General features: G+C 71.3%; 25 protein-coding genes and 1 pseudogene. 13 read left to right on the top strand and 13 right to left on the bottom strand.

What is annotated here, in order from left to right; genetic code table 11:
- The first annotated feature begins 30 nt into the window (after positions 1-30).
- Positions 31-804 (top strand): M23 family metallopeptidase, encoded by a 774-nt coding sequence (locus tag GUI43_RS03580; RefSeq protein ID WP_112601394.1) that lies wholly within the window; start codon positions 31-33, stop codon positions 802-804.
- A 51-nt stretch (positions 805-855) separates the two neighbouring features.
- Here GUI43_RS03580 and GUI43_RS03575 read toward each other — a convergent pair whose 3' ends face one another.
- The 5 genes and pseudogenes from GUI43_RS03575 to GUI43_RS03560 form a co-directional block, all read right to left on the bottom strand.
- On the bottom strand, positions 856-1,350 hold the full coding sequence (locus tag GUI43_RS03575) for a TspO/MBR family protein (RefSeq protein WP_112601395.1): 495 nt from the start codon (positions 1,348-1,350) through the stop codon (positions 856-858).
- A gap of 172 nt (positions 1,351-1,522) precedes the next feature.
- On the bottom strand, positions 1,523-1,666 hold the full coding sequence (locus GUI43_RS33720) for a GPGG-motif small membrane protein (protein ID WP_007464364.1): 144 nt from the start codon (positions 1,664-1,666) through the stop codon (positions 1,523-1,525).
- Positions 1,657-2,433, bottom strand: a complete 777-nt coding sequence (locus GUI43_RS03570) for a metallophosphoesterase family protein (RefSeq protein WP_091405690.1) — start codon at positions 2,431-2,433, stop codon at positions 1,657-1,659. Before GUI43_RS03570 ends, GUI43_RS33720 begins: the two co-directional genes overlap by 10 nt.
- Positions 2,434-2,443: 10 nt before the next feature.
- Positions 2,444-2,719 (bottom strand): hypothetical protein, encoded by a 276-nt coding sequence (locus tag GUI43_RS03565; RefSeq protein ID WP_091405686.1) that lies wholly within the window; start codon positions 2,717-2,719, stop codon positions 2,444-2,446.
- Positions 2,716-3,303 (bottom strand): annotated as a pseudogene (locus tag GUI43_RS03560) (nucleotidyltransferase family protein); the annotation flags it as partial. The gene GUI43_RS03565 and the pseudogene GUI43_RS03560, both read right to left, overlap by 4 nt.
- Before the next feature lie 179 nt (positions 3,304-3,482).
- Here GUI43_RS03560 and GUI43_RS03555 point away from each other — a divergent pair.
- Positions 3,483-4,151, top strand: a complete 669-nt coding sequence (locus tag GUI43_RS03555) for a dTMP kinase (protein ID WP_112584081.1) — start codon at positions 3,483-3,485, stop codon at positions 4,149-4,151.
- On the opposite strand, the gene GUI43_RS03550 is transcribed toward GUI43_RS03555, so the two are convergent.
- Entirely contained in the window at positions 4,136-4,828 is a 693-nt protein-coding gene (locus tag GUI43_RS03550; protein ID WP_112601396.1) for an SDR family NAD(P)-dependent oxidoreductase, read from the bottom strand. The two genes, GUI43_RS03555 and GUI43_RS03550, sit on opposite strands and share 16 nt — an antisense overlap.
- Before the next feature lie 156 nt (positions 4,829-4,984).
- Between GUI43_RS03550 and GUI43_RS34880 the strand changes: the two genes are divergently transcribed.
- The 4 genes from GUI43_RS34880 (at position 4,985) to GUI43_RS03530 (ending at position 9,296) form a co-directional block, all read left to right on the top strand.
- Positions 4,985-6,001, top strand: coding sequence for an NAD-dependent epimerase/dehydratase family protein (locus GUI43_RS34880; RefSeq protein ID WP_112697974.1), 1,017 nt, complete (start codon positions 4,985-4,987; stop codon positions 5,999-6,001).
- Between the two features lie 75 nt (positions 6,002-6,076).
- A complete protein-coding gene (locus GUI43_RS03540) occupies positions 6,077-6,991 on the top strand; it encodes a MurR/RpiR family transcriptional regulator (RefSeq protein WP_091405675.1) in 915 nt (304 codons plus the stop codon).
- Positions 6,988-7,929 carry an N-acetylmuramic acid 6-phosphate etherase gene (gene murQ / locus GUI43_RS03535; protein WP_112584084.1) on the top strand — a complete coding sequence of 314 codons (942 nt, stop codon included), beginning with the start codon at positions 6,988-6,990 and terminating at the stop codon, positions 7,927-7,929. The genes GUI43_RS03540 and murQ overlap by 4 nt, the downstream gene beginning before the upstream one ends.
- A 377-nt stretch (positions 7,930-8,306) precedes the next feature.
- Positions 8,307-9,296, top strand: a complete 990-nt coding sequence (locus tag GUI43_RS03530) for a sigma-70 family RNA polymerase sigma factor (protein WP_091405669.1) — start codon at positions 8,307-8,309, stop codon at positions 9,294-9,296.
- A gap of 72 nt (positions 9,297-9,368) precedes the next feature.
- Here the strand turns inward: GUI43_RS03530 and GUI43_RS03525 are convergent, their stop codons facing one another.
- Positions 9,369-10,346, bottom strand: coding sequence for a C40 family peptidase (locus GUI43_RS03525; RefSeq protein ID WP_112584085.1), 978 nt, complete (start codon positions 10,344-10,346; stop codon positions 9,369-9,371).
- A 501-nt stretch (positions 10,347-10,847) separates the two neighbouring features.
- On the opposite strand from GUI43_RS03525, the gene GUI43_RS03520 reads away from it, so the two are divergent.
- Positions 10,848-11,369 carry a DUF6232 family protein gene (locus GUI43_RS03520; RefSeq protein ID WP_112584086.1) on the top strand — a complete coding sequence of 174 codons (522 nt, stop codon included), beginning with the start codon at positions 10,848-10,850 and terminating at the stop codon, positions 11,367-11,369.
- 51 nt (positions 11,370-11,420) lie between these two features.
- Here GUI43_RS03520 and GUI43_RS03515 read toward each other — a convergent pair whose 3' ends face one another.
- Both GUI43_RS03515 and GUI43_RS03510 read right to left on the bottom strand, forming a co-directional pair.
- Positions 11,421-11,750: a DUF3817 domain-containing protein gene (locus GUI43_RS03515; protein WP_091405661.1), complete on the bottom strand. Its 330-nt coding sequence runs from the start codon at positions 11,748-11,750 to the stop codon at positions 11,421-11,423.
- 25 nt (positions 11,751-11,775) lie between these two features.
- Positions 11,776-12,198, bottom strand: a complete 423-nt coding sequence (locus tag GUI43_RS03510) for a hypothetical protein (protein ID WP_211326636.1) — start codon at positions 12,196-12,198, stop codon at positions 11,776-11,778.
- A gap of 131 nt (positions 12,199-12,329) precedes the next feature.
- Between GUI43_RS03510 and GUI43_RS03505 the strand changes: the two genes are divergently transcribed.
- From GUI43_RS03505 to GUI43_RS03495, 3 genes are read left to right on the top strand one after another with little or no spacing between them, the layout of a single operon-like run.
- A complete protein-coding gene (locus tag GUI43_RS03505) occupies positions 12,330-12,668 on the top strand; it encodes a DUF6158 family protein (protein WP_373861061.1) in 339 nt (112 codons plus the stop codon).
- Positions 12,668-13,006 (top strand): SRPBCC family protein, encoded by a 339-nt coding sequence (locus tag GUI43_RS03500; RefSeq protein WP_112584088.1) that lies wholly within the window; start codon positions 12,668-12,670, stop codon positions 13,004-13,006. Before GUI43_RS03505 ends, GUI43_RS03500 begins: the two co-directional genes overlap by 1 nt.
- 53 nt (positions 13,007-13,059) lie before the next feature.
- Complete coding sequence (locus tag GUI43_RS03495) at positions 13,060-13,602, top strand: DUF1360 domain-containing protein (protein ID WP_112584089.1); 543 nt, start codon at positions 13,060-13,062, stop codon at positions 13,600-13,602.
- Positions 13,603-13,658: 56 nt separating this feature from the next.
- Here GUI43_RS03495 and GUI43_RS03490 read toward each other — a convergent pair whose 3' ends face one another.
- The 3 genes from GUI43_RS03490 to GUI43_RS03480 form a co-directional block, all read right to left on the bottom strand.
- Positions 13,659-13,853: a hypothetical protein gene (locus GUI43_RS03490; RefSeq protein WP_091405645.1), complete on the bottom strand. Its 195-nt coding sequence runs from the start codon at positions 13,851-13,853 to the stop codon at positions 13,659-13,661.
- A gap of 49 nt (positions 13,854-13,902) precedes the next feature.
- The gene (locus GUI43_RS03485) at positions 13,903-14,136 is read right to left on the bottom strand and encodes a hypothetical protein (RefSeq protein ID WP_238410902.1); all 234 of its coding nucleotides are present in this window, start codon (positions 14,134-14,136) and stop codon (positions 13,903-13,905) included.
- Between the two features lie 283 nt (positions 14,137-14,419).
- The gene (locus GUI43_RS03480; protein WP_112601399.1) at positions 14,420-15,514 is read right to left on the bottom strand and encodes a 3-deoxy-7-phosphoheptulonate synthase; all 1,095 of its coding nucleotides are present in this window, start codon (positions 15,512-15,514) and stop codon (positions 14,420-14,422) included.
- A 274-nt stretch (positions 15,515-15,788) separates the two neighbouring features.
- On the opposite strand from GUI43_RS03480, the gene GUI43_RS03475 reads away from it, so the two are divergent.
- Positions 15,789-16,007 carry a hypothetical protein gene (locus tag GUI43_RS03475; RefSeq protein WP_091405628.1) on the top strand — a complete coding sequence of 73 codons (219 nt, stop codon included), beginning with the start codon at positions 15,789-15,791 and terminating at the stop codon, positions 16,005-16,007.
- Here the strand turns inward: GUI43_RS03475 and GUI43_RS03470 are convergent.
- On the bottom strand, positions 15,974-16,723 hold the full coding sequence (locus GUI43_RS03470; protein WP_112697972.1) for a phosphodiesterase: 750 nt from the start codon (positions 16,721-16,723) through the stop codon (positions 15,974-15,976). The genes GUI43_RS03475 and GUI43_RS03470 overlap by 34 nt on opposite strands.
- A gap of 103 nt (positions 16,724-16,826) precedes the next feature.
- On the opposite strand from GUI43_RS03470, the gene GUI43_RS03465 reads away from it, so the two are divergent.
- Together GUI43_RS03465 and GUI43_RS03460 are read left to right on the top strand one after the other, a co-directional pair.
- On the top strand, positions 16,827-18,116 hold the full coding sequence (locus GUI43_RS03465; protein WP_112584093.1) for a M16 family metallopeptidase: 1,290 nt from the start codon (positions 16,827-16,829) through the stop codon (positions 18,114-18,116).
- Positions 18,113-19,450: a M16 family metallopeptidase gene (locus GUI43_RS03460; RefSeq protein ID WP_112584094.1), complete on the top strand. Its 1,338-nt coding sequence runs from the start codon at positions 18,113-18,115 to the stop codon at positions 19,448-19,450. The genes GUI43_RS03465 and GUI43_RS03460 overlap by 4 nt, the downstream gene beginning before the upstream one ends.
- The last annotated feature ends 20 nt before the right edge of the window (positions 19,451-19,470 follow it).

Raw genomic sequence — 19,470 nt, 5'->3', positions numbered from 1 at the left:
ATCGAAGGTTTTCGACATAGGAGGAGCTGTATGCGAAAGCGGTGGATCAGCCTGCTGGTGACGGGTCTCTTCGTCGGGGGAGCGTTGGTGCCGGCGACCCCGGCCCTGGCCGCGCCGACCTTCAAGGTGCCGTTCCCGTGCGGCCAGTCCTGGTCCGGGCAGACCCGGTCGGACCACAGCCCGGCGTACGCGGTCGACTTCAACCGCACCGACGACCTCGGCGACCCGGTGGTCGCCAGCGCCCCCGGCACTGTCGACCGGGTTACCGACCTCGGTGGCACCAGCTACGGCAAATACGTCCGGATCAACCACGGCGGCGGTTACAGCACCTACTACGCGCACCTCAACGGCTTCAACGTCTCGGTCGGGCAGACGGTCGGGTACGGCAAGGTGCTCGGTTGGGTCGGCAGCACCGGCGGCTCGACCGGCCCCCACCTGCACTACGAGCAGCGCCTCAACGGCGCCGACATCCAGGTGCGCTTCAACGGCACCCTCGCGCTGTACTGGGGCACCAAGAGCTACACCAGTAACAACGGGTGCGCTTCGGGCAGCGGCAACGGCACTGTCGACACCAGTGGCACGCCGCTGACCGTCCGCTCCGGCCCCGGCACCGGGTACGCCTCGGTGGGCACCGTCGCCGACGGCACCCGGGTGACCATCGCCTGCCAGACCAGCGGCACCACGGTCACCGGCACGTACGGCACCAGCTCGATCTGGGACCGGATCGGCTCCGGCCGCTACATCGCGGACGCGTACGTGTACACCGGCTCCGACGGGTACATCCCCGGCGTGCCTCGCTGCTGACCTGGTGACGGCCACGGTCCCCGGCGGACGCCGCCGCCGGGGACCGTGCGGTCAGTTGTTCAGCTGCCAGATCGACAGGTTCAACGCGGCGGCGAAGGTGACCCAGGCCCAGTACGGCAGCATGAGTGCCGTCGCCACCCGGGACACCCGGGCGAACAGCATCACCGTCAGGCCGATCGCCAGCCACATCAGCACGATCTCGGCGAACGCCAGCCCGTACTGCCCGGCGCCGAAGAACAGCGGGGTCCAGATCGCGTTGAGCACCAGTTGGGCGGTCCACGCCCAGAGGGCGGGGGAGAAGCCGACCCGGCGCCAGACCAGCCAGCCGGCCACCGCGATCAGCGCGTAGAGCAGCGACCAGACCGGGCCGAACAGCCACGAGGGCGGGGCCCAGCTCGGCTGCCGCAGGCCCGCGTACTCCGCGGTGGTGCCCTGCACGCCCAGCCCGCCGATCGCGGCGGCGACGAAGACCGCGGCCGCGAAACCGGCGAGGGCCCACCACGCTCGCCGCCCGGAGGTCGCCGGCGCGTCCTGAGATATCTCCATCGTCGAGATATTTCCCCTCGGGGTCGGCTCAAACCGCCGAGCGGGAGGGCGGTTCACGAGGCCGGCCAGCCACGACAAAGCGCCGGGATCGCCACGGCCGATGCTTCTGTCGGGAGGACGAAGCTTCGGTCGCGGCGACCCCGGCGGGTCCCGGTTTTAAGGCGTATGAGCGCTAATTGAAGATGCTGACACCACCCGGGCCGACCAACAGCCCGACGACGATGAGGACGATGCCCCACAGGATCTGCCGGCGGAACAGCGCGAGGATGCCGGCGACCACGAGTACGACTGCGAGAATCCAGAGAATCAGCTCCATGACCTCTGACTACCCGACTGGCCGATCGGGGAAACCTGGTCGGTGTCGAGTTGATCGCCAACGTGAAAGACGCTGTACGCCTGCTTGATCACCGGGTGCGCGACGTTGCGGACGCGTACCCCGCCGGGGGTCGTGCCGCGCTCGGTGCCGGCGTGCGCGTGCCCGTGCACGGCGAGCGCCGTGGGCGCCGAGTCGATCGCCTGCCCCAACTGGTACGACCCCAGGAACGGGTAGATCTCCAACGGCTCGCCGGCCAGCGTGTCCGGCACCGGCGAGTAGTGGGTGAGCGCGACCAGCATGTCGCAGTCCAGTGAGCGCAGCGCCGCACCGAGACGGTCCGCGCTGTCGGTGGTGGTCCGCACGAAGGCCTTCATCTCCGGCTCGCCGAAGTCACTGGCGCACCGCCCGGCGAACCCGCCGCCGAAGCCCTTGACGCCGGCGATGCCGAGCCGGCCACCCGCGCAGTCCAGCACGACGCCGTTGCCCTCCAGCACTGTGATGCCTGCGTCCTCCAGCACCTTGACCACCTGTGGCACCTGGTCACACTGGTGGTCGTGGTTGCCCAGCACTGTCACCACCGGTACGGCCAACCCACCGAACTCCTCTGCCACGCAGCGCGCCTCGGCCTCGGTGCCGTGCCGGGTCAGGTCCCCGGCCAGCAGCAGCACATCGGCGCACTCCGGCAGCTCCTCCAGTGCCGGTCGGAACCGGCCCACCACGTCCTCGTCCAGATGCACGTCGCCCACAGCGGCAATCCGGATCACCATGGAACCTCCCTCAGGGCAGTTGCTCGATCTCCGTGGGCGCCTGGGCGCGGATCACCCCGATGTCGCTGGTGATCGGCACGTCCGGGAAGCGCTCGGACACCCGACGCAGGATCTCCTCCCGCCGGTGCGGACTCTCCACCTCGCCGTAGAGCACGAGGGCGCGTTCCCGTCGAACCACTGTGATCCCCTGTTCGGCGACGGCGGGGTCCTCGACGAGCAACCGTTGGATCTCCGCCTCGACGTACTCGTCCGGTGGCCCGGCGCCGATGTCGCGATGGTGGGTCACGATGTCCCCTCTCCTGGCTGGGTGCCGGCGGCCGGCACCACCTCCAGCCGGTCCAGCAGCACCAGGAACGCCTCGGCGTACGGCGAGTGCTGCGTCTCCTTGCGTACCCGTTCCCAGTCGATCTGCTCCCGCAGCGAGCGGGCCAGCGGCAGACCGCGGGCGAAGTCGCAGTAGTGCTGGGAGAAGCTGAGCAGTTTGTGCACCATCAGCTGGGTCGCGGACAGCACCGGCATGTGAATCGCGTCCACCGGTCGGATGACCGTGTCGGCGAACGTCTCCTCGGTCACCGGAGTCTCGATCGGCCGGTGGATGAGGTCCACCATCCGGCCGTCGTCGAAGACCTTCACCAGCCAGTCCTCCGGTGGACGCTCGGCGATGAAGCCGGCGGCCACCAGGGCCTCCAGTGCCTCTTCCACGTCGGCCTCCCGGATCAGGAAGTCGACGTCGTGATCACTGGAGTGGCCCCCGTGGGCGTAGACCGCGAAGCTGCCGCCCAGGGCGAACGGAATCTCGGACTGCTTGAGCACGGCGGCGACCTTCTTGAGGGTGTGCACAAGACTCTCGTCTCCGCGCTCAGCCATCTGGTTCCTCCGTCGTCGTGTTGGTGGACCGGCGGTTGGATTTCAAACTCCGGTACCCGGCATTCCGGTCGTCCACACCTGGTGGTGTCTCGGTCGGGCGTCAACAGGGATGAACCACCACAAACCGCGCGGACCAGGTGCGTGGGTCGGATAACCTGTGGAGAGTGGCCAGATCATCGGGGATGCGACGACGCAAGGCCCGATTGCGCACCGTCGCCCTGATCGGGATCGACGGTTCGGGCAAGACCACGCAGGCACACCGGCTGGCCGACGCGCTGACCGCCGCCGGACGCCCCGCCACCTACCGCCGCAACGCCAGTGGCCGCCGCTGGCTCGGCCGGCTCGCCCAACGCCTCGGTCGGCCGGACGCCCAACGGCTCGTCGGTCGCGACGGCGTGCTGGCCGTGGAGTCGGTGCTGCGCTGGCTGGCCATCGCCATCGCCCTGCTCAGCTGTCTGCTCACCGGCCGGACGGCGGTGATGGACCGCTACTCGGCCTGCCAGTACGCGAGCATCCGGGCGCACGGGGGGCAGCGCTGGGAGCGGCTCGCCCGGGCCGGCTACCGGCTGTTCCCGACGCCGCAGGTGACCTTCCTGCTCGCCGTCGACCCGGCGGAGGCGTACCGGCGCATCGAGGAACGCGGCACCGACCACGAGACGATGGGGTGGCTGACGGCCGCCGACACCGCCTACCGGGCACTGCCCGAGTACCCCAGCTTCGTGCTGGTGGACGCGGGCCGCCCGGCCGAGGAGGTGACCGAGCAGATTCAGGCGCACCTGGAGACCTGGCTACCGTCGTCCGCCTCGGGCGGAGAGGACGTCGGCCCGGTGGTGGTTCAGGCCCGCCCGTAGACCGGCACTGTGGCGCCACTGGTCGGGGCGGAATCGGCCGACGCGAGGAACCGGATCACCGGCGCGATCTCGGCCGGGGTAACCCAGCGGGAATGGTCGGCGTCGGGCTGGGCCGCCCGGTTCGCCGGGGTGTCGATGACGCTGGGCAGCACGGTGTTGCAGCGCACGTTCTGCGACCGGTACTCCACCGCGACCGCGTTGGCGAAGGCCAGAACCGCCGCCTTGGCCGTCGAGTAGCCGGCCGCGCCGCGGAACGGGGTGACCGCCGCGCGGGCCGAGACGCAGACCACCGCGCCGCCGCCGGACGCCACCAGGTGCGGGAGCGCGGCCTGGGTGACCAGGTAGGTCGGCCGCAGGTTGACGGTGAGCATCCGCTCGAACTCCTCGACCGGGGTCTCGTGCACCAACCCGCCGCTGGCGTACCCCCCGACGAGGTTTACCACCGCGCGCAGTGGCGCCGCCGGTTCGCCGGCCGCGGCCTCGACCGCCTGCGCCGCACCCGCCGGCTCGCCCAGGTCCGCGACCACCCGGACCAGTCCGGCCGCCGCCGGCTCCGACCCGGGCCGGGCTTTCCGCTCCGGTACGACCACCCGCCAGCCCGCCTCGACGAACGCGGTCACGACCGCCCCGCCGAGCCCGCCGGAACCCCCGGTAACCAACACGCTGCCCTGTCCCATACGCCCCACGCTAGTGCCCCGCCCCTTCGAGCCCTTCCGTCGATCATGAAGTTGTTGCCGTGACACGCCGAGCTGAGTGGCAACAACTTCATGATCGAGGTCTGCCGTCGGCAGATTGGTTGGGATGTTCGGACCTTGGGGGCGCAGGATCGGCGGATGCGGATCCTCATTCTCGGTGGCACCCGGTTCCTCGGTCGGGCGACGGCACGGCTCGCCGTCGAACAGGGGCACGAGGTGACCTGCGCGGCCCGGGGCGTGTCCGGGGCGGCGCCGGCCGGGGCGCGGTTCGTGGCGGCCGACCGCGATGATCCCGAGTCGCTCGTCCCGCTCGCCGCCGCGGGCTTCGATGCCGTGGTCGACGTGACCCGCCAGATCAGCCACGCCCGGCACGCGCTGTCCGCGCTCGCCGACCACGTCGGCCACTGGTCGTTCGTGTCGACGATCTCGGTGTACGCGGACTACACCACCCCGGGCCAGACCGCTGCGGACGCGCCGATCCTGGCGCCGGCCCCGCCGGACGTGGACGGTCCGGTCGGCCCGGACCACCGCTGGTACGGCGAGTGCAAGGTGAGCATCGAGGAGCTGGTCCGGGAGCGGATGGGCGTGGACGGTTCGTTCATCTGCCGGGCGGGGCTGATCGTCGGGGCGGAGGATCCGAGCGATCGTTTCCCGTACTGGGTGCGGCGGCTGTCGGCCGGTGGCGAGGTGCTGGCCCCCGGGCACCCGACCGATCGGGTGCAGTTCGTGGACGTCGCCGATCTGGCCGGTTGGCTGTTGCACGCCGCCGGCACCCGCCTCGGCGGCACGTACGACGGCAGCGGTCCGGCGATGTCCCGGGCCGAGTTGTTGGCCGGGGTGGCCGCCGGGCTGGGCATCGCCGAGCCGGCCTTCACCTGGGTCGACCAGGAGTTCCTGCTGTCCAACGACGTACGCGAGTGGTCGGGGGAGCGGGCGCTGCCACTCTGGGTTCGGCTGCCGGAGACCGCCGGCCTGATGGACCGGGACGTCCGGCCGGCCCTGGACGCCGGTCTGACGGTCCGTCCGCTGGCCGATACCGTTCGGGCGACAGCGTCCTGGATGGCCGCGCACCCGGCGGCCGTCCGGCAGGGTGGACTGGACCCGGCGGATGAGGCGGCGATCCTGGGGAAGTGGCAGGCTGTGCGGGACCGGTGATCCCGGCGATCGAAGTTTCCCCCACCTCGGACAGTCATAGTTGACGCTCACGCCTGGTGAAAGTAAGTTTCATCCGTGGCGAAGAGTGCGAAGATTTCTGCGAGTCACGAGCCCGGTGGGCTGATCGTCCACATCAGTGGGCTGTTGCCATCGCTGTCGCCCGCCGAGCAGCGGGTCGCCCGGTTGGTGGTCTCCGACCCGGCGGCCGCCGCCCGTCGGACAATCACCGACCTCGCCACCGCAGCCGAGACATCCGAGGCGACCGTCATCCGGTTCTGCCGTTCGGTCGGCATGGACGGTTACCCCCAACTGCGCATCCGCCTCGCCGCCGAGGCCGCCCGCCGGATCGAGCCACCGGACGCCCGAGTGGTCGGCGGTGACATCCCGCCCGGCGCCGACCTCGCCCAGATCATCGCCACCATCGCGTTCAACGACGCCCGCGCCGTCGAGGAGACCGCCGAGCAACTCGACCCCGCCGTCTGCGAGCAGGTGGTCGAGGCGATCAGCGGTGCCGGTCGGATCGACATCTACGGTGCCGGCGCCAGTGGGTTCGTCGCCTCGGACTTCCAGCAGAAGCTGCACCGCATCGGCCGGATCGCCTTCTACTTCCCGGACGTGCACACCGCGCTGACCTCGGCCGCTCTCCTGGGCCGGGGAGACGTGGCGATCGGCATCTCGCACACCGGCACCACCTCGGACGTGATCGAGGTGCTGGAGCAGGCCCGTACCCGCGGTGCCGCGACAGTGGCGCTGACCAACTTCCCGCGCTCGCCGATCACCGACGTGGCGGACTTCGTGTTGACCACGGCGGCCCGGGAGACCACCTACCGCTCCGGCGCGACGGCCAGCCGGCTGGCCCAGCTCACCGTGGTCGACTGCCTTTTCGTCGGGGTGGCCGCCCGCAACCGGGCCCGGGCCCGCAAGGCCCTGGAGGCGACCGCCGAGGCGGTCCAGTCGCACCGGGTGGGTGCCAACCGGAGGCGGGCATGACGGCCGGTGCGGAGATGCCCGCACGACCCGCTCGCCCCACGGTCCGGGTGGGTGCCCCCACCGAACGGCGTAACCCGCTCAGCGTCGACCTGGACCTGATGTCGACCCGGGACGTGCTCACCGTGATCAACGAGGCGGACCGGCGGGTGCCCGCGGCGGTCGCCGCGGTGCTCGACGAGATCGCCACCACCGTCGACCTGGCGGTCGCGGCGCTTCGCGGCGGCCACCGGGTGCACTACTTCGGGGCCGGCACCTCCGGCCGACTGGGTGTGCTCGACGCGGCCGAACTGGCCCCCACCTTCAACTCGCCCCGACACTGGTTCTGCGCGCACCTCGCGGGAGGCCCGGACGCCATGTGGCGGGCCGTCGAGGACGCCGAGGACGACGACCGGGGCGGCGCGGTCGAAGCGGCCAGTTGTGTACGGGCCGGGGACCTGGTGGTTGGTCTGGCGGCCAGCGGACGCACCCCGTACGTCCTCGGGGCGCTTGCCTCGGCCCGCGCCAAGGGCGCCTCTACGGTGCTGCTCTGCGCCAATCCGGAGGCGGAGGCCGCCCGGTCGGTCGACGTGTTCATCGGGGTGGACACCGGACCCGAGGTGGTCACGGGGTCGACCCGGATGAAGGCGGGCACAGCGCAGAAGTTGGTGCTCAACACGTTCTCGACCGCCGTCATGGTGCGCCTGGGGCGGGTCTACTCGAACCTCATGATCGATATGGTGGCCACCAACGCGAAACTCCGCGGACGAATGATCTCGATTCTGGTCGAGGCCACCGGTTGCTCGGAGGAACTCTGCCGGCAGGCCCTCACCGAGGCCGACGGTGACCTGAAGACGGCGCTCGTCGCCCTCGTCTCGGGCGCCGAGATCGACGCCGCCCGGGCCGCGCTGGCCCGCTCGGCCGACCAGGTGCGCGGCGCCCTCGCCCTGCTCGCCTCCTAGCGCCACCCGGGTAGGGAAGCGAACCGGCCCTCGGATTGTTCATCTGGCCGGGGGGTAATAACACCCCCGTGAATGAACCAACCGGTCCACGGGTGCGTATCTGGCAGTGACCAGGATCGCATCGCGGTGGTGACCCGGGTCGCTGTGCCCCCACGGCGGGCGGTGTTGCCATGGTGCGGTAACCCGTACGTGGTGCCCAGTGGCGAGCCACCCGATGGGGTGCTGACAGCAAACATGGACCGTGCTCTCAGCTACTACTCAGGCATTCGTGACACTTTCGACTCACGACGAGGAATCCCCGACACGTCTCATCTGTTGTGTAGGTGTCAGCACCGATCGGCACAGCAGAAGTTACCAGGGGCTGACAGGTGTGGGGAATGGCAAGGAACCGGGCAACCGGCGCGAGCGAGGGGACCGTGGGCAACGTGGACAAGAACATCGGCATGCGAACCGACGAGGTTGCCGAGGAGCGCGACCTGGTCGGCGTCTACCTGCACGAGATCTCCCGGACGCCACTGCTGGACGCCGCCAAGGAGGTCGATCTCTCCAAGGCGATCGAGGCCGGCCTCTACGCCGAGCACCTGCTCGGTGAGGAAGCCGTTCCCGCCGGTGTCGACCGGGCCGACCTGGAGTGGCTGGTCGTCGAGGGGGAGCGGGCGAAGGACCTCTTCATCCGCGCCAACCTCCGACTGGTCGTGTCGATCGCCCGGCGCTACGTGCGCTCGGGGATGCCCATGCTGGACCTGATCCAGGAGGGCAACACCGGCCTCGTCCGGGCGGTCGAGAAGTTCGACTACGAGCGTGGCTACAAGTTCTCCACCTACGCCACCTGGTGGATTCGGCAGGCGATCAGCCGGGCGATCGCCCAGCAGGAGCGCACCGTCCGTCTACCGGTGCACCTGGTGGAGGACGTCAACCGGATGCGCAACGTGGCCCGGCAGTTGACCCGTGAGCTGGGCAGCGACCCGGAGCCGGAGCAGATCGCCAACGCCCTCGGCGTCACCGTCGAGCGGGTGAACGAGCTGCGCCGCTGGTCGCAGGACACCGTTTCGCTGGACACCCCGGTGGGCGACGACGGCGACACGAACCTCGGTGACCTGGTCGCCGACAGTGACGCGCCGTCGCCGGAGGACATCGTCCTCAGCGGCCTGGAGCGGCAGCGCATCGAGGGGCTGCTCAACCACCTCGACGACCGGTCCGCCGGCATCATGCGGGCCCGCTACGGGCTGGAGGACGGCCGGGAGCACTCGCTCACCGAGGTCGCGTCCCGGTTCTCGCTGTCCCGCGAGCGGATCCGGCAGCTGGAGATCCAGGCCCTCGGCCGGCTCCGCGAGCTGGCTCGGGCGGAGGGGCTGCAAGCAGCCTGACCTGGTAGTAATGACGGCGAACGGCCGGCGTCCGATAGGGGGACGCCGGCCGTTCGCCGTTTCCGATCGTGGTTAGCGGACCCGGCCGTAACCCTGGATGGACATCATGTTCATGCCACGCTTGAGTACGTTGCGACCGGCGCTGGGCGCATCGATCACCTGACCGTCGCCCACGTAGAGGGCGACGTGCCCGAGCCCGCTGTAGAAGACCAGGTCGCCCGGGCGTAGTTCGCCCCGCCCGATGTGGGCGACCGCGCTCCACTGCATCCGGGTGTTGTGCGGAAGGGACTTCCCGGCCGCCCGCCAGGCCGCCGAGGTCAGGCCGGAACAGTCGTAGCCGTTCGGCCCGTCGGCCGCCCAGACGTACGGCTTGCCGATCGCGCCGAAGGCGTAACGCACCGCGGTGCCGGCAGCGCCGGACACGGCGGGCACGTTCTTTGCCTCGGTCGTCGCCGCCTTGGGCTCGGGTCGCTCGGTGGCGGCCCCGTACGCCTGCCGGCGCAGCTCGTACAGCTTGGCCAGGTCCTGCTCGATCTGCTTCTTACCCGTGGCGAGCTGACGCGCCTGTGCGGCCTGCCGGGTCAGGGTCGCGCCCAGGCGGGCCTTCTCGTCGAGCAGCCGCTGCTGGTCGGCAGTGAAACCGGAGATGCGCTCCTGCCGCTGGCGGGTCAACTGCTCGATCGTGCCGAGCCGATCCAGCAGCGCGGCCGAGCCGCCCGGGCGCAGCAGGGCGTCCGCGGTGCGCAGGCCGCCACTCTTGTACGCGGTGGAGGCGAGCTCCGCCACGTCGGCCCGGCTCTGCTCGACCTGCTGTTCGAGCGGGCCGATGCGGGTCTGTAATCGGGCCACGGCGGCCTCGTTTGTCTTGATCTCCTCACGCAGTTTGTTGTACGACTCGACGACCCGCTCCAACTCGGCCGAGGACGTCTCGATCCGGCGGGTCAGGTCGGCGGGGGACGGCTCGGCCTGGGCCACCGCCGTCGGGGCGATCAGCGCGGCCGACATGCCGACCAGCGCCACGGTGCGCAGCAGATTTCTCAGGGATGACAAGAGCGGAAGGCCCCTCTCCCACGGCCGCCGGGGCTGCTGACGCCCTCGACGACACCGGCCGGGGCCATCCGGGCGGACGGCACTGGGCCGGACCGGCTCGCCCAACCTAACCCGGGACGGATGTCGCTCGCAGTTGAAGCAGGGGCGAAAGTTGGGAGAGTTACTGCTCGGACCCCTGGGCTGGGTGGCGCCATCGTGGCTGATGACACCTGTGAACGAGGGAACATCGCCCTTTTAGCGGCCTACTGACTGATATACGACTTTCGTCGTTCCCGGCGTATGCCGCCGGATTCCTGGGGGCCATAACCGATAAAACCTGAAATGGATGCTGTTTCTCGGCGATGTCACCCGGTCGTGACGAGCTGTCGGGACCCGGTAAATGCCCAGGTCGACTGGCGGTGCCGCAACACAATGAAGTCCGGAGCCGGGAATCCCGTCGACAGGCAGCGATGACTGTCGCCAGCAGGTCCACTCGGCCAACCGTCCCCTTCGGGAGGAACCGTGAATCGTGAAGGCGCAAAGACGCGACCGCCGCGAACGGTGCCGGGCGCCCGGTCGACCCTGCTGTACGCGCGGCCCGGCATCATCGTGACCGTCGACCGGTTCACGGTCGGTCGGAACAGTTACCGGGTCGCCGACCTGACCCATCTGCGTACCACCCGGGGTCCGCACGACCGGATCGCCGTCCGGGCCGTGGTCATCACCGCCAGCATGCTCAGCGGTGTGGGGGTGCTCCTCGGCTTCACCGGCGGTCTGCAACGCCTCACCGCCGAGGCGTACCTGATCCTCGGCGCGGTGTTCCTGCTCCCGGCCGCTCTCGCCCTGGTCGGCGATCGTTGGCGCCCACCGCCGCACGAACTGTGGGGGTGGTACCAAGGCTCGGAGGTGCTGCTCTTCAGCGCCGACGACGAACGGCAGTTCGGCCAGGTCACCCGGTCGCTGCTGCGGGCCCGGGAGGTCAACCGCTACGGCAGTTGGGTCGACCCGCTCGCGGAAGCGGACCCGTGGCGGCCCAACCGTTGACCCGGCGCCGGTGGGCCGGAGCCGCGTCGGCCCACCGGCCGCTCAGCAAGCTCAGCGGGCGACCGGCTCCGGAGCCCGTTCCTGCTGCGGTGCGGCCACCCAGGCGCTGACCCGGCGCTCGGCGTAGAACGAGACGAACGGCACCGTGCCGGCCAGCATCACCAGCAGCATCCGCTTCAGCGGCCAGTCGGCTCGGCGGCTCAGGTCGAACGCGGCCACCAGGTAGATCATGTAGAGGAAGCCGTGCGCCGGCCCGATCGTCTCCACGACGACCGGGTTGTCGAACGCGTACTTCAGTGGCATGCCGATCACGACCAGCAGGATCAGCACCACGCCCACGATCCAGGCGATCACGCGGTACCGGGTAAGGGCAGCGCCCACCTTCGTCCGTCCTTCCGAGCCCGGCTCAGCCGGGATAGTCACCGGGCCGGGCGCCCGGATTGGCGTTCAACCATGACAGGTAGTGGTTGTAGGCGGCCAGGTCGGTGTCCTCGACGGCATCGCCGGTGGCCGGCGTCCGGGACACCCGTACCGGTCGGCGTACCGCCGGTCGGGACCCGGCGGTGACCGCCGGCGCCGGCTCGACGGCCGGATCCGCGGCCGGCGCGTCGGCCTCCGCCGCCTTGCGGCGGGCCAGCTTCACCTCACGCCACCAGACGTAGACCACGAAGCCGGCGAAGATCGGCCACTCGACCGCGTACCCCCAGCTCAGGCTGTTGCCGGCGGTGGCCCGGCTGATCTGCCACCAGCCCAGCCCGAGGAAGCCCACGACCAGCACGACCATGGCCACGTGGCGTGCGATCCACGCCGGGGTCCAGAGCCGCCTCATGACATTGAGGGTACCGGGGGCGCTACCGGTCTCCGACACCGTGTCGTAGTCGTCGCCTCGCCGGCTTGGTTTGGCATCACCACGCCTGGGCAATCGTCTAGACGCCAGCCCAAACGAGATCAAGGGGGGCGATCATGACCGGATCGGTACGTGAGGACGGCTTCGCGTCCAACGGCAGTGCGGATATGAGCCCGGAGCAGCGGGTGCCCGAGTGGGGCGGCGATCAGCTCGCCGACCCGGCCGGTGCTCCCGGCCTCGACGGCGACCTCGGCATCGACCCGACGGAGCTGACCGACGAGGACCTGATCCGCGAGATGCACAGCCTGCACCGGACCCGCCTGGACACCTTGCGGCACGCGGCAGACTCCGCACTCGCGAACCACCTACGGCGCACCGCGGAGCTGGAGACCGAGTACCTGGCCCGGCACCCGGGTCGCGAGGTCGATCCCAGCCGTCTGCGGGACGCCTGATGCCGGCGCGCGCCGTGCGCGGCATGTCCGCGCCACCCGAGGTGGTCTTCAGCACGGCCACCGACCCCGACCGTGCCTCGGCCTGGCTGCCCGAGCCGCTGCGCGGCGACGGCAGCCCCGCCGCGGAGATCAGCGGTGAGGAGCTGCGCGCCCGCTGGGGCGACGGCGACACCGACGACTGGTCCGCCGAGATCCGGGTGGAGCCGGCCGATTCCGGTGGCGCCCGGATTCAGCTCGACCTGGCCGACGGGTCCGGCGGGCCCGGTCCGGACCAGCTGGCCGACGAAGCGCTCACCAACCTGGTACGCGAGGTCGCCGACAACCTCCAGGCCGGCTGAGCTGGCCGCGCGGGACGCCGTTCCCGCACCACCACGACACGTGAGGAGATCGGGTGAGCGACACTGGCCTGCGACAGAAGGCGGCCCGGCTGCGCCGGGCGTACGCGCCGCACGAGCACCGGCCGCTCGGTGGCTACCTGGTGGCGATGGGCGCCTACGCCGGGGTGACCGGAGCTCTCGCCGGCCTGGTCAAGGCGACCGGCCGACCGGTGCCGGAGCGTCCCGCGCCGTCCGACGTGGTGCTGCTCTCCATCGCCACGCACAAGCTGAGCCGGTTGCTGTCCAAGGACGCGGTGACCAGCCCGTTGCGGGCGCCGTTCACCCGCTACGACCATCCGATCGGCAGCGGCGAGGTGATGGAGCAGGTCCGCGACTCGGGCAGCCCCACCCGGCACGCCATCGGCGAGCTGCTGAGCTGCCCGTTCTGCCTGGCGGTCTGGGTGGCCACCGGGCTGACCGGTGGCCTGGTGCTCGCGCCCCGGCTCACCCGCCTGGTGGCCACCGCGCTGACGGCGGTCGCCGCGTCCGACTTCCTCCAGATGGCGTACGCGACGGCGCAGCAGGCCGCCGAGGGTGGGCACCAGGACGACGACTGACGAGCAGGACGCAAAAAGGGGGGCCGGTAGACACCGGCCCCCCTTTCGCGTACGCCTCAACGTTGCATGCCGGACCAACCGTGCGGCGACTCCGGCTCCCGTTCGTCCTCGTCCGCCCCGGTGATGATGTCCCGGTCCACCGCCGTGCGGTCGTGCTCGTTGGCGAAGTCCGGCTCGGGCGTGGTGTCCCGGCCCTTCGGGGGCTGACCCAGCGCCGGCACCTTCTCGTCGTGGTCCTCGTGGTGCGTCATGTCGGTGTCCCTCCTGCGGTCATTCACGCGATGGTGCCGCCCAGGTCGCTCAGCCGATGGAACCGCCCAGCAGGTCGCTGGCCTCGTCCACCGCGTACTCGCCCTCGGGAAGCGCGTCGATGCGGGCGAGCAGGTCCGGTGGAAGCTCGGCGGCCACCGCCCGGCGATAGATCTCCGCCTGGGTGACCCGCTCCTGCGCCCGGAAGATGTCGTCGAGCAGGTCGTCGAGGGCCTGGGTGTCCGGCTCGTCGGCCACGGATGCGTCGTCGGTCACGTCGATCAGCTACCCGGGGCGGAATCGGTCAAACGTCACCCCGGGCGGCCTGCGCTCTCGGTCGGGTCCGTGGGGTTCGCCGAATACAGACAGCGCCGCCCCCGGCCTTGTGGGCCGGGGGCGGCGCTGGTGTCGGTGTGCAGGTCGCCTCTCGGCGAGTGGCACTACGCGGCTCCAGCCGGACGGTATTCCGCGAAGGCTATTTAGGTGAGGCCCGGGGACACTGGACACACCGACACCCCAGTCAACGAGCCGACCCCCGCTCGTGTTCCGCAGGTGGTGGTGTCGGCGGTCACACCGTCGTCGGCAGGATGGCCCGACGGGCCCGCACGGCCGAGGCGAGGTGGTCGAGCACCTCGGCGGTGTCGTCCCAGCCCAGGCAGGCGTCGGTGACCGACCGGCCGTACTCCAGCTCCCGGGTCGGGTCGAGCTCCTGCCGACCGGGCAGCAGGAACGACTCCAGCATCACGCCGGTGATCCCCCGCTGGCCGGCGGCCAGTTGGGCGGCCACGTCCGCGGCGACCAGCGGCTGGTTGCGGTGGTCCTTGCCGCTGTTGGCGTGACTGGCGTCGATCACCAGCCGCTCCGGCAGGTCGGCGGCGCGGAGCAGGTCGAGTGCCCCGGCGACCGACTCGGCGTCGTAGTTCGGTCGGCCGCCCCCACCGCGCAACACCAGGTGCCCGTCGGTGTTGCCCCGGGTGTGCATGATCGCCGGAGTGCCGGAGAAGTCGATGCCGGGGAAGACGTGCGGCACACCGGCGGCGCGGATCGCGTCCACGGCCGTGCCGATGCTGCCGTCCGGGCGGTTCTTCATGCCGATCGGCATGGACAGGCCGGAGGCGAGCTGGCGGTGCACCTGGCTCTCCACGGTGCGGGCACCGATCGCGCCCCAGGCCACCGTGTCCGCGATGTACTGCGGGGTGATCGGGTCGAGGAACTCGCAACCCACCGGCAGACCGAGGCGGAGCACGTCGAGCAGCAGCGCCCGGGCCAGCCGCAGACCGGTGTTGACGTCCCCGCTGCCGTCCAGGCCGGGGTCGTTGATCAGGCCCTTCCAACCAACGGTGGAGCGCGGCTTCTCGAAGTAGACCCGCATGACGATCAGCAGGTCGTCGGCGAGCCGGTCGGCTGCCGTCCGAAGACGCTGCGCGTAGTCCAGGGCGGCGGCCGGGTCATGCACCGAGCAGGGACCGACCACCACCAGCAGGCGGTCGTCCTCGCGGTCCAGAACGCGACCGACCGCGCGGCGGCCGGTCAACACGGCCGACGCGAGCGGAGCGTCCAGGGGTAACTCGTGGTGCAGCAGGGCGGGCGTGGTCAGCGGCACGACACGGTCGATCCGCTGATCGCTGACCCGATCGGTCTCCGGGGTCGTCACGGTGGGCATCCTTCCGCCGACCGTGCCCGGGGCCGGTGCCCGGGACGAGCCGGCTGCTCGTACGCAAAAGGGCAGGAACGACAGCTCCTGCCCAGCCGGCTCGGTCCGTGGTGACGTCAGTTCATGGTGAAGTCACCGGCGTGCGAGCCGGCTGCCTAAACCATCGATAGGAACGCGTCACCGGGCCAGCGTACCCGACCGGACGCGGTCACCCGTCCTGTCGTCCCAAGATGCGGAGCGGGAGATCGCGTGCCGGGGGCGCGGTCGGGGTAACAGGGGTGCCATGACACACGAGCAGAGCGATCAGGAGCGGGTGGAGTCCCGCGCGCACCACCTCCTGCCCGAGGAGGAGGCGGTGGGCAGCGACGACCCGGAGGCGCAGGCGGAGGCCATCCTCGCCGATTCGGACATCCGCGAAGCGGACCAGAACGCCGCACCGGACACGGTGCTGGAGCGTCGTACCTCGGATCAGACCGTGGTGGCGGTCGAACCTCCGGACTGAGCGGTCGCCCCGCGGGCCCGGCGCGACCCCCGGTAGGTCTGGTCCCGCAGCCAGGCCAGCGGACCTGCCACCCGCAGTTCGGGTGGCAGGTTGCGCACCGGGTCGAACGCGAGCGCCGCGTCCTCCGCGGCGCTGAGCTGGGTGCCGAGGCTGACCTGCCCGACCAGCCGCCACGGCCCCACCGCCGACGCGACCGCGAGCACCAGGCGCGGGGTGTCCGTCCGGGTCACGGCGGCCGCCGTGGCCAGGCTGCGGCCGAGGTCGGCCGAGTCGGGGTCGGCCAGGGCGGCCAGCCAGAGGCGGCGCCGACCCGCGCGGTAGTACGTGATCGTGCTGTACGTGCCGGTGAAGCGACGTCGGGGCAGCGGCAGGTTCCGCAGCACCGGGGCCGCGCCGCTGGAGCTGACCAACAGGTCGAACGGCTGGCCTCCGTCGCGGTGCAGGCGCAGCGCGAGACCCAGGACATCGGGCCAACTGCCGGGCGTGGGCGTCCCCTTGGAGAGCCGGATGGTGGTCCGGTACCGGCCGGGGTGGTCCAGCAGAGCGACCCCGGTGGGCGGTCCGGGCGTACCCCAGATCACCGTCTCGCCGACGAACGAGCGACCGGCCGGATGCAGCAGCCGGCCGCGGCGCAGCCGGCCGAGTGCGGTGCTGGCGCGTACGACGGCGGTGGCGGCCCGGCCGGCGGACCGGGACGGAGGCGGGGTGACGGTCATTGCTCTCCGGTACCCCACGCGGCGGCTCCGATGCCGCCCGGGTCGGCTCGCCGACCGACAGCACGTCACCTTTCCGCCTCCGAGATCGGATAGCGTCGGGGGCATGCCCGACAGCGGTTACCCCTGGCCCATTCAGACGTCCCGACTGGACAACGGCCTGCGCGTGGTGGTGAGTGAGGATCGCACCGCGCCCGCCGTGGCCGTCAACCTCTGGTACGACGTCGGCTCCCGGCACGAGCCGGCCGGGCAGACCGGTTTCGCCCACCTCTTCGAGCACCTGATGTTCGAGGGCTCGGTGAACGTGGCGAAGACCGAGCACATGAAGCTGATCCAGGGCTCCGGCGGCTCGCTCAACGCCACCACCAACCCGGACCGGACCAACTACTTCGAGACGGTCCCGGCCGAGCACCTGGAGCTGGCGCTCTGGTTGGAGGCCGACCGGATGGGCGGCCTGGTCCCCGCCCTCACCCAGGAGACGCTGGACAACCAGCGGGACGTGGTGAAGAACGAGCGCCGGCAGCGCTACGAGAACGTGCCGTACGGCGACGCCTGGCTGCGGTTGCTGCCGCTGCTCTACCCGCCGGGGCACCCCTACCACCACGCGACGATCGGCTCGATGGCCGACCTGAACGCCGCCGACCTGGCCACCTTCCAGGCGTTCCACCAGACCTACTACGCGCCGAACAACGCGGTGCTCACCGTGGTCGGCGACGCCACCGCCTCCGACGTGTTCGCGCTCGCCGACAAGTACTTCGGCGCGCTGCCCGCCCGCGACGACATCCCGCCGGCACCGGACGGCCGCAGCGTCCCCGCCACCGGGCAGACGGCCGTCGAGTCGGTGAGCGCCGACGTGCCCGCGCCACGGGTCTACATCGCCCACCGCAGCTACCCGTTCGGCAGCCCGGGATACAACGTGATCACCGTGCTCGCCACCATCCTGGGCAGCGGCCGGGGCAGCCGGCTCTACCAGCGCCTCGCCGACGGCGAGCGGATCGCGCAACCGGACCTGGTCGGGGCGTACGGGGTGGACCTCGCCCATGCCCCGGCACCGCTGATCGCCACCGCCACCGCCCGCCCCGGGGTGAGCGCCGAGCGGCTGGCCGAGGGGCTGGCCGAGGTCGTCGACGAGCTGGCCACCGTGCCGGTCACCGCCGCCGAGCTGGATCGGGCCAAGGCGTTGCTCAGCACCGGGTGGTGGCGTCAGCTGTCCACCGTCGACGGCCGCGCGGACCTGCTCGGCCGGTACGCCACGCAGTTCGGTGACCCGGCCCGCATCGCCGAGCAGTTGCCGGCCCTGCTCGCGGTCACCGCCGAGCAGATCGCCGAGGCCGCCGCCGACGTGCTCGCCACCGACCGGGTGACCCTGACCTACCTGCCCGAGGAGACCTCATGACGCTGATCGCCGACCGTCCCGGCCCGGGTGCCGCCCGCCCGTACCGGTTCCCGCCGGTGGTCCGCCGCGCCGCGGCCGGTGGTCAGGTCGTCGCCGCGCACCTGCCGGGGCAGAACCTCGCCGTGGCCCTGCTGCTGCTCGACGTGGGCGCGGGCCAGGAGCCGGTCGGCAAGGAGGGTCTGTCCGGCGTGCTGGCCAAGGCGTTGGAGGAGGGGACCGCGCAGCGGGACGCCGCCGCGTACGCGCTCGCCGTCGAAGGGCTCGGCACCGCTTTGTCGACCGGTCTGGACTGGGACTCGTTCCAGGCCAGCGTGGTGATCCCGGTGGACCGGCTGAGCGCGGCCGTGGAACTGCTCGCCGAGGCGGTCCGGACGCCCCGGCTCGACCCCGCCGACGTACGCCGGGTCCGCGACGACGAGGCGACCGCGCTCCGGATGGACTGGGCCAACCCCGGCCCGCGGGCCGACGCCGCGTTGCGCGCCGACCTGTTCGGCGCGCAGAACCGCTGGGGACGGCCGATGCACGGCGACCCGGAGTCGGTCGCCGGGTTGGACGTGGAGGACGTGACGGTCTTCCACTCGGAGTGGTTCCTGCGCCCCGGCACCCTGATCGTCGCCGGTGACCTGGACCGGATCGACCTGGACGCGCTGGCCGCTGCGGCGTTCGCCGGCACCGGTGGTGGTCCCGCCGAGCGGGGTGGCCCCATCGAGGTGCCGCTGCACAGCGGTCGTCGGATCATCCTGGTGGACCGGCCCGGCTCGGTGCAGTCCACGCTGCGGCTGGGCCACCCGTCGCCACACCGGGCGCACCCCGATTACGTGCCGATGACGCTCGCCGGCACGGTGCTCGGCGGGGCGTTCACCTCCCGACTCAACCACCTGCTGCGGGAGGTGCACGGCTACACCTACGGCATCCGGGGCGATTTCGCCGCGTCGCGGCGGTTCGGTCGTTTCGCTGTCAGTTCCGGCGTGCAGACGGCGGTCACCGCCCCGGCCCTGGTCGAGGCGGTGGGCGAGATCACCCGTACCCAGGCCACCGGGGTGACCGAGGAGGAGCTGGAGGTGGCCCGCTCCTGGCGGGCCGGGCAGCTCTCGGTCGAGTTGCAGAGCCCTCGGGCGATCGCCTCCGCGCTGACCACCCTGGTGGTGCACGACCTGCCGGACGACTACCACGCGCGGTTGCGCGAGTCGCTGCTCTCCGCCGACGTGGACCAGGTCTCCGCGGCGGCAGCCACCCACCTGCACCCGGAAGCCCTGACCCTGGTCATCGAGGGCGACGCCGCAGTGATCCGCGACGACCTGGAGGCCACCGCCCTGGGAGATCTCCTCCCCTGACCCCCCTGACCCTCCGCCCC

It is taken from the genome of Micromonospora noduli (genome assembly GCF_003264365.1).
In the GTDB taxonomy this organism is placed as follows: Bacteria; Actinomycetota; Actinomycetes; order Mycobacteriales; family Micromonosporaceae; genus Micromonospora; species Micromonospora noduli.
The sequence above is the reverse complement of the archived record's forward strand: the minus strand, read 5'-3'. Positions and strand labels throughout refer to the sequence as shown.

Excerpts from the sequence above, each read along its gene's own strand:
- GUI43_RS03580 (WP_112601394.1), top strand. The coding sequence starts at position 31 with ATGCGAAAGCGGTGGATCAGCCTGCTGGTGACGGGTCTCTTCGTCGGG.
- GUI43_RS03575 (WP_112601395.1), bottom strand. The coding sequence starts at position 1,350 with ATGGAGATATCTCAGGACGCGCCGGCGACCTCCGGGCGGCGAGCGTGG.
- GUI43_RS33720 (WP_007464364.1), bottom strand. The coding sequence starts at position 1,666 with ATGGAGCTGATTCTCTGGATTCTCGCAGTCGTACTCGTGGTCGCCGGC.
- GUI43_RS03570 (WP_091405690.1), bottom strand. The coding sequence starts at position 2,433 with ATGGTGATCCGGATTGCCGCTGTGGGCGACGTGCATCTGGACGAGGAC.
- GUI43_RS03555 (WP_112584081.1), top strand. The coding sequence starts at position 3,483 with ATGCGACGACGCAAGGCCCGATTGCGCACCGTCGCCCTGATCGGGATC.
- GUI43_RS03550 (WP_112601396.1), bottom strand. The coding sequence starts at position 4,828 with ATGGGACAGGGCAGCGTGTTGGTTACCGGGGGTTCCGGCGGGCTCGGC.
- GUI43_RS34880 (WP_112697974.1), top strand. The coding sequence starts at position 4,985 with ATGCGGATCCTCATTCTCGGTGGCACCCGGTTCCTCGGTCGGGCGACG.
- murQ (WP_112584084.1), top strand. The coding sequence starts at position 6,988 with ATGACGGCCGGTGCGGAGATGCCCGCACGACCCGCTCGCCCCACGGTC.
- GUI43_RS03530 (WP_091405669.1), top strand. The coding sequence starts at position 8,307 with ATGGCAAGGAACCGGGCAACCGGCGCGAGCGAGGGGACCGTGGGCAAC.
- GUI43_RS03510 (WP_211326636.1), bottom strand. The coding sequence starts at position 12,198 with ATGAGGCGGCTCTGGACCCCGGCGTGGATCGCACGCCACGTGGCCATG.
- GUI43_RS03500 (WP_112584088.1), top strand. The coding sequence starts at position 12,668 with ATGCCGGCGCGCGCCGTGCGCGGCATGTCCGCGCCACCCGAGGTGGTC.
- GUI43_RS03490 (WP_091405645.1), bottom strand. The coding sequence starts at position 13,853 with ATGACGCACCACGAGGACCACGACGAGAAGGTGCCGGCGCTGGGTCAG.
- GUI43_RS03480 (WP_112601399.1), bottom strand. The coding sequence starts at position 15,514 with ATGCCCACCGTGACGACCCCGGAGACCGATCGGGTCAGCGATCAGCGG.
- GUI43_RS03475 (WP_091405628.1), top strand. The coding sequence starts at position 15,789 with ATGACACACGAGCAGAGCGATCAGGAGCGGGTGGAGTCCCGCGCGCAC.
- GUI43_RS03470 (WP_112697972.1), bottom strand. The coding sequence starts at position 16,723 with ATGACCGTCACCCCGCCTCCGTCCCGGTCCGCCGGCCGGGCCGCCACC.
- GUI43_RS03465 (WP_112584093.1), top strand. The coding sequence starts at position 16,827 with ATGCCCGACAGCGGTTACCCCTGGCCCATTCAGACGTCCCGACTGGAC.
- GUI43_RS03460 (WP_112584094.1), top strand. The coding sequence starts at position 18,113 with ATGACGCTGATCGCCGACCGTCCCGGCCCGGGTGCCGCCCGCCCGTAC.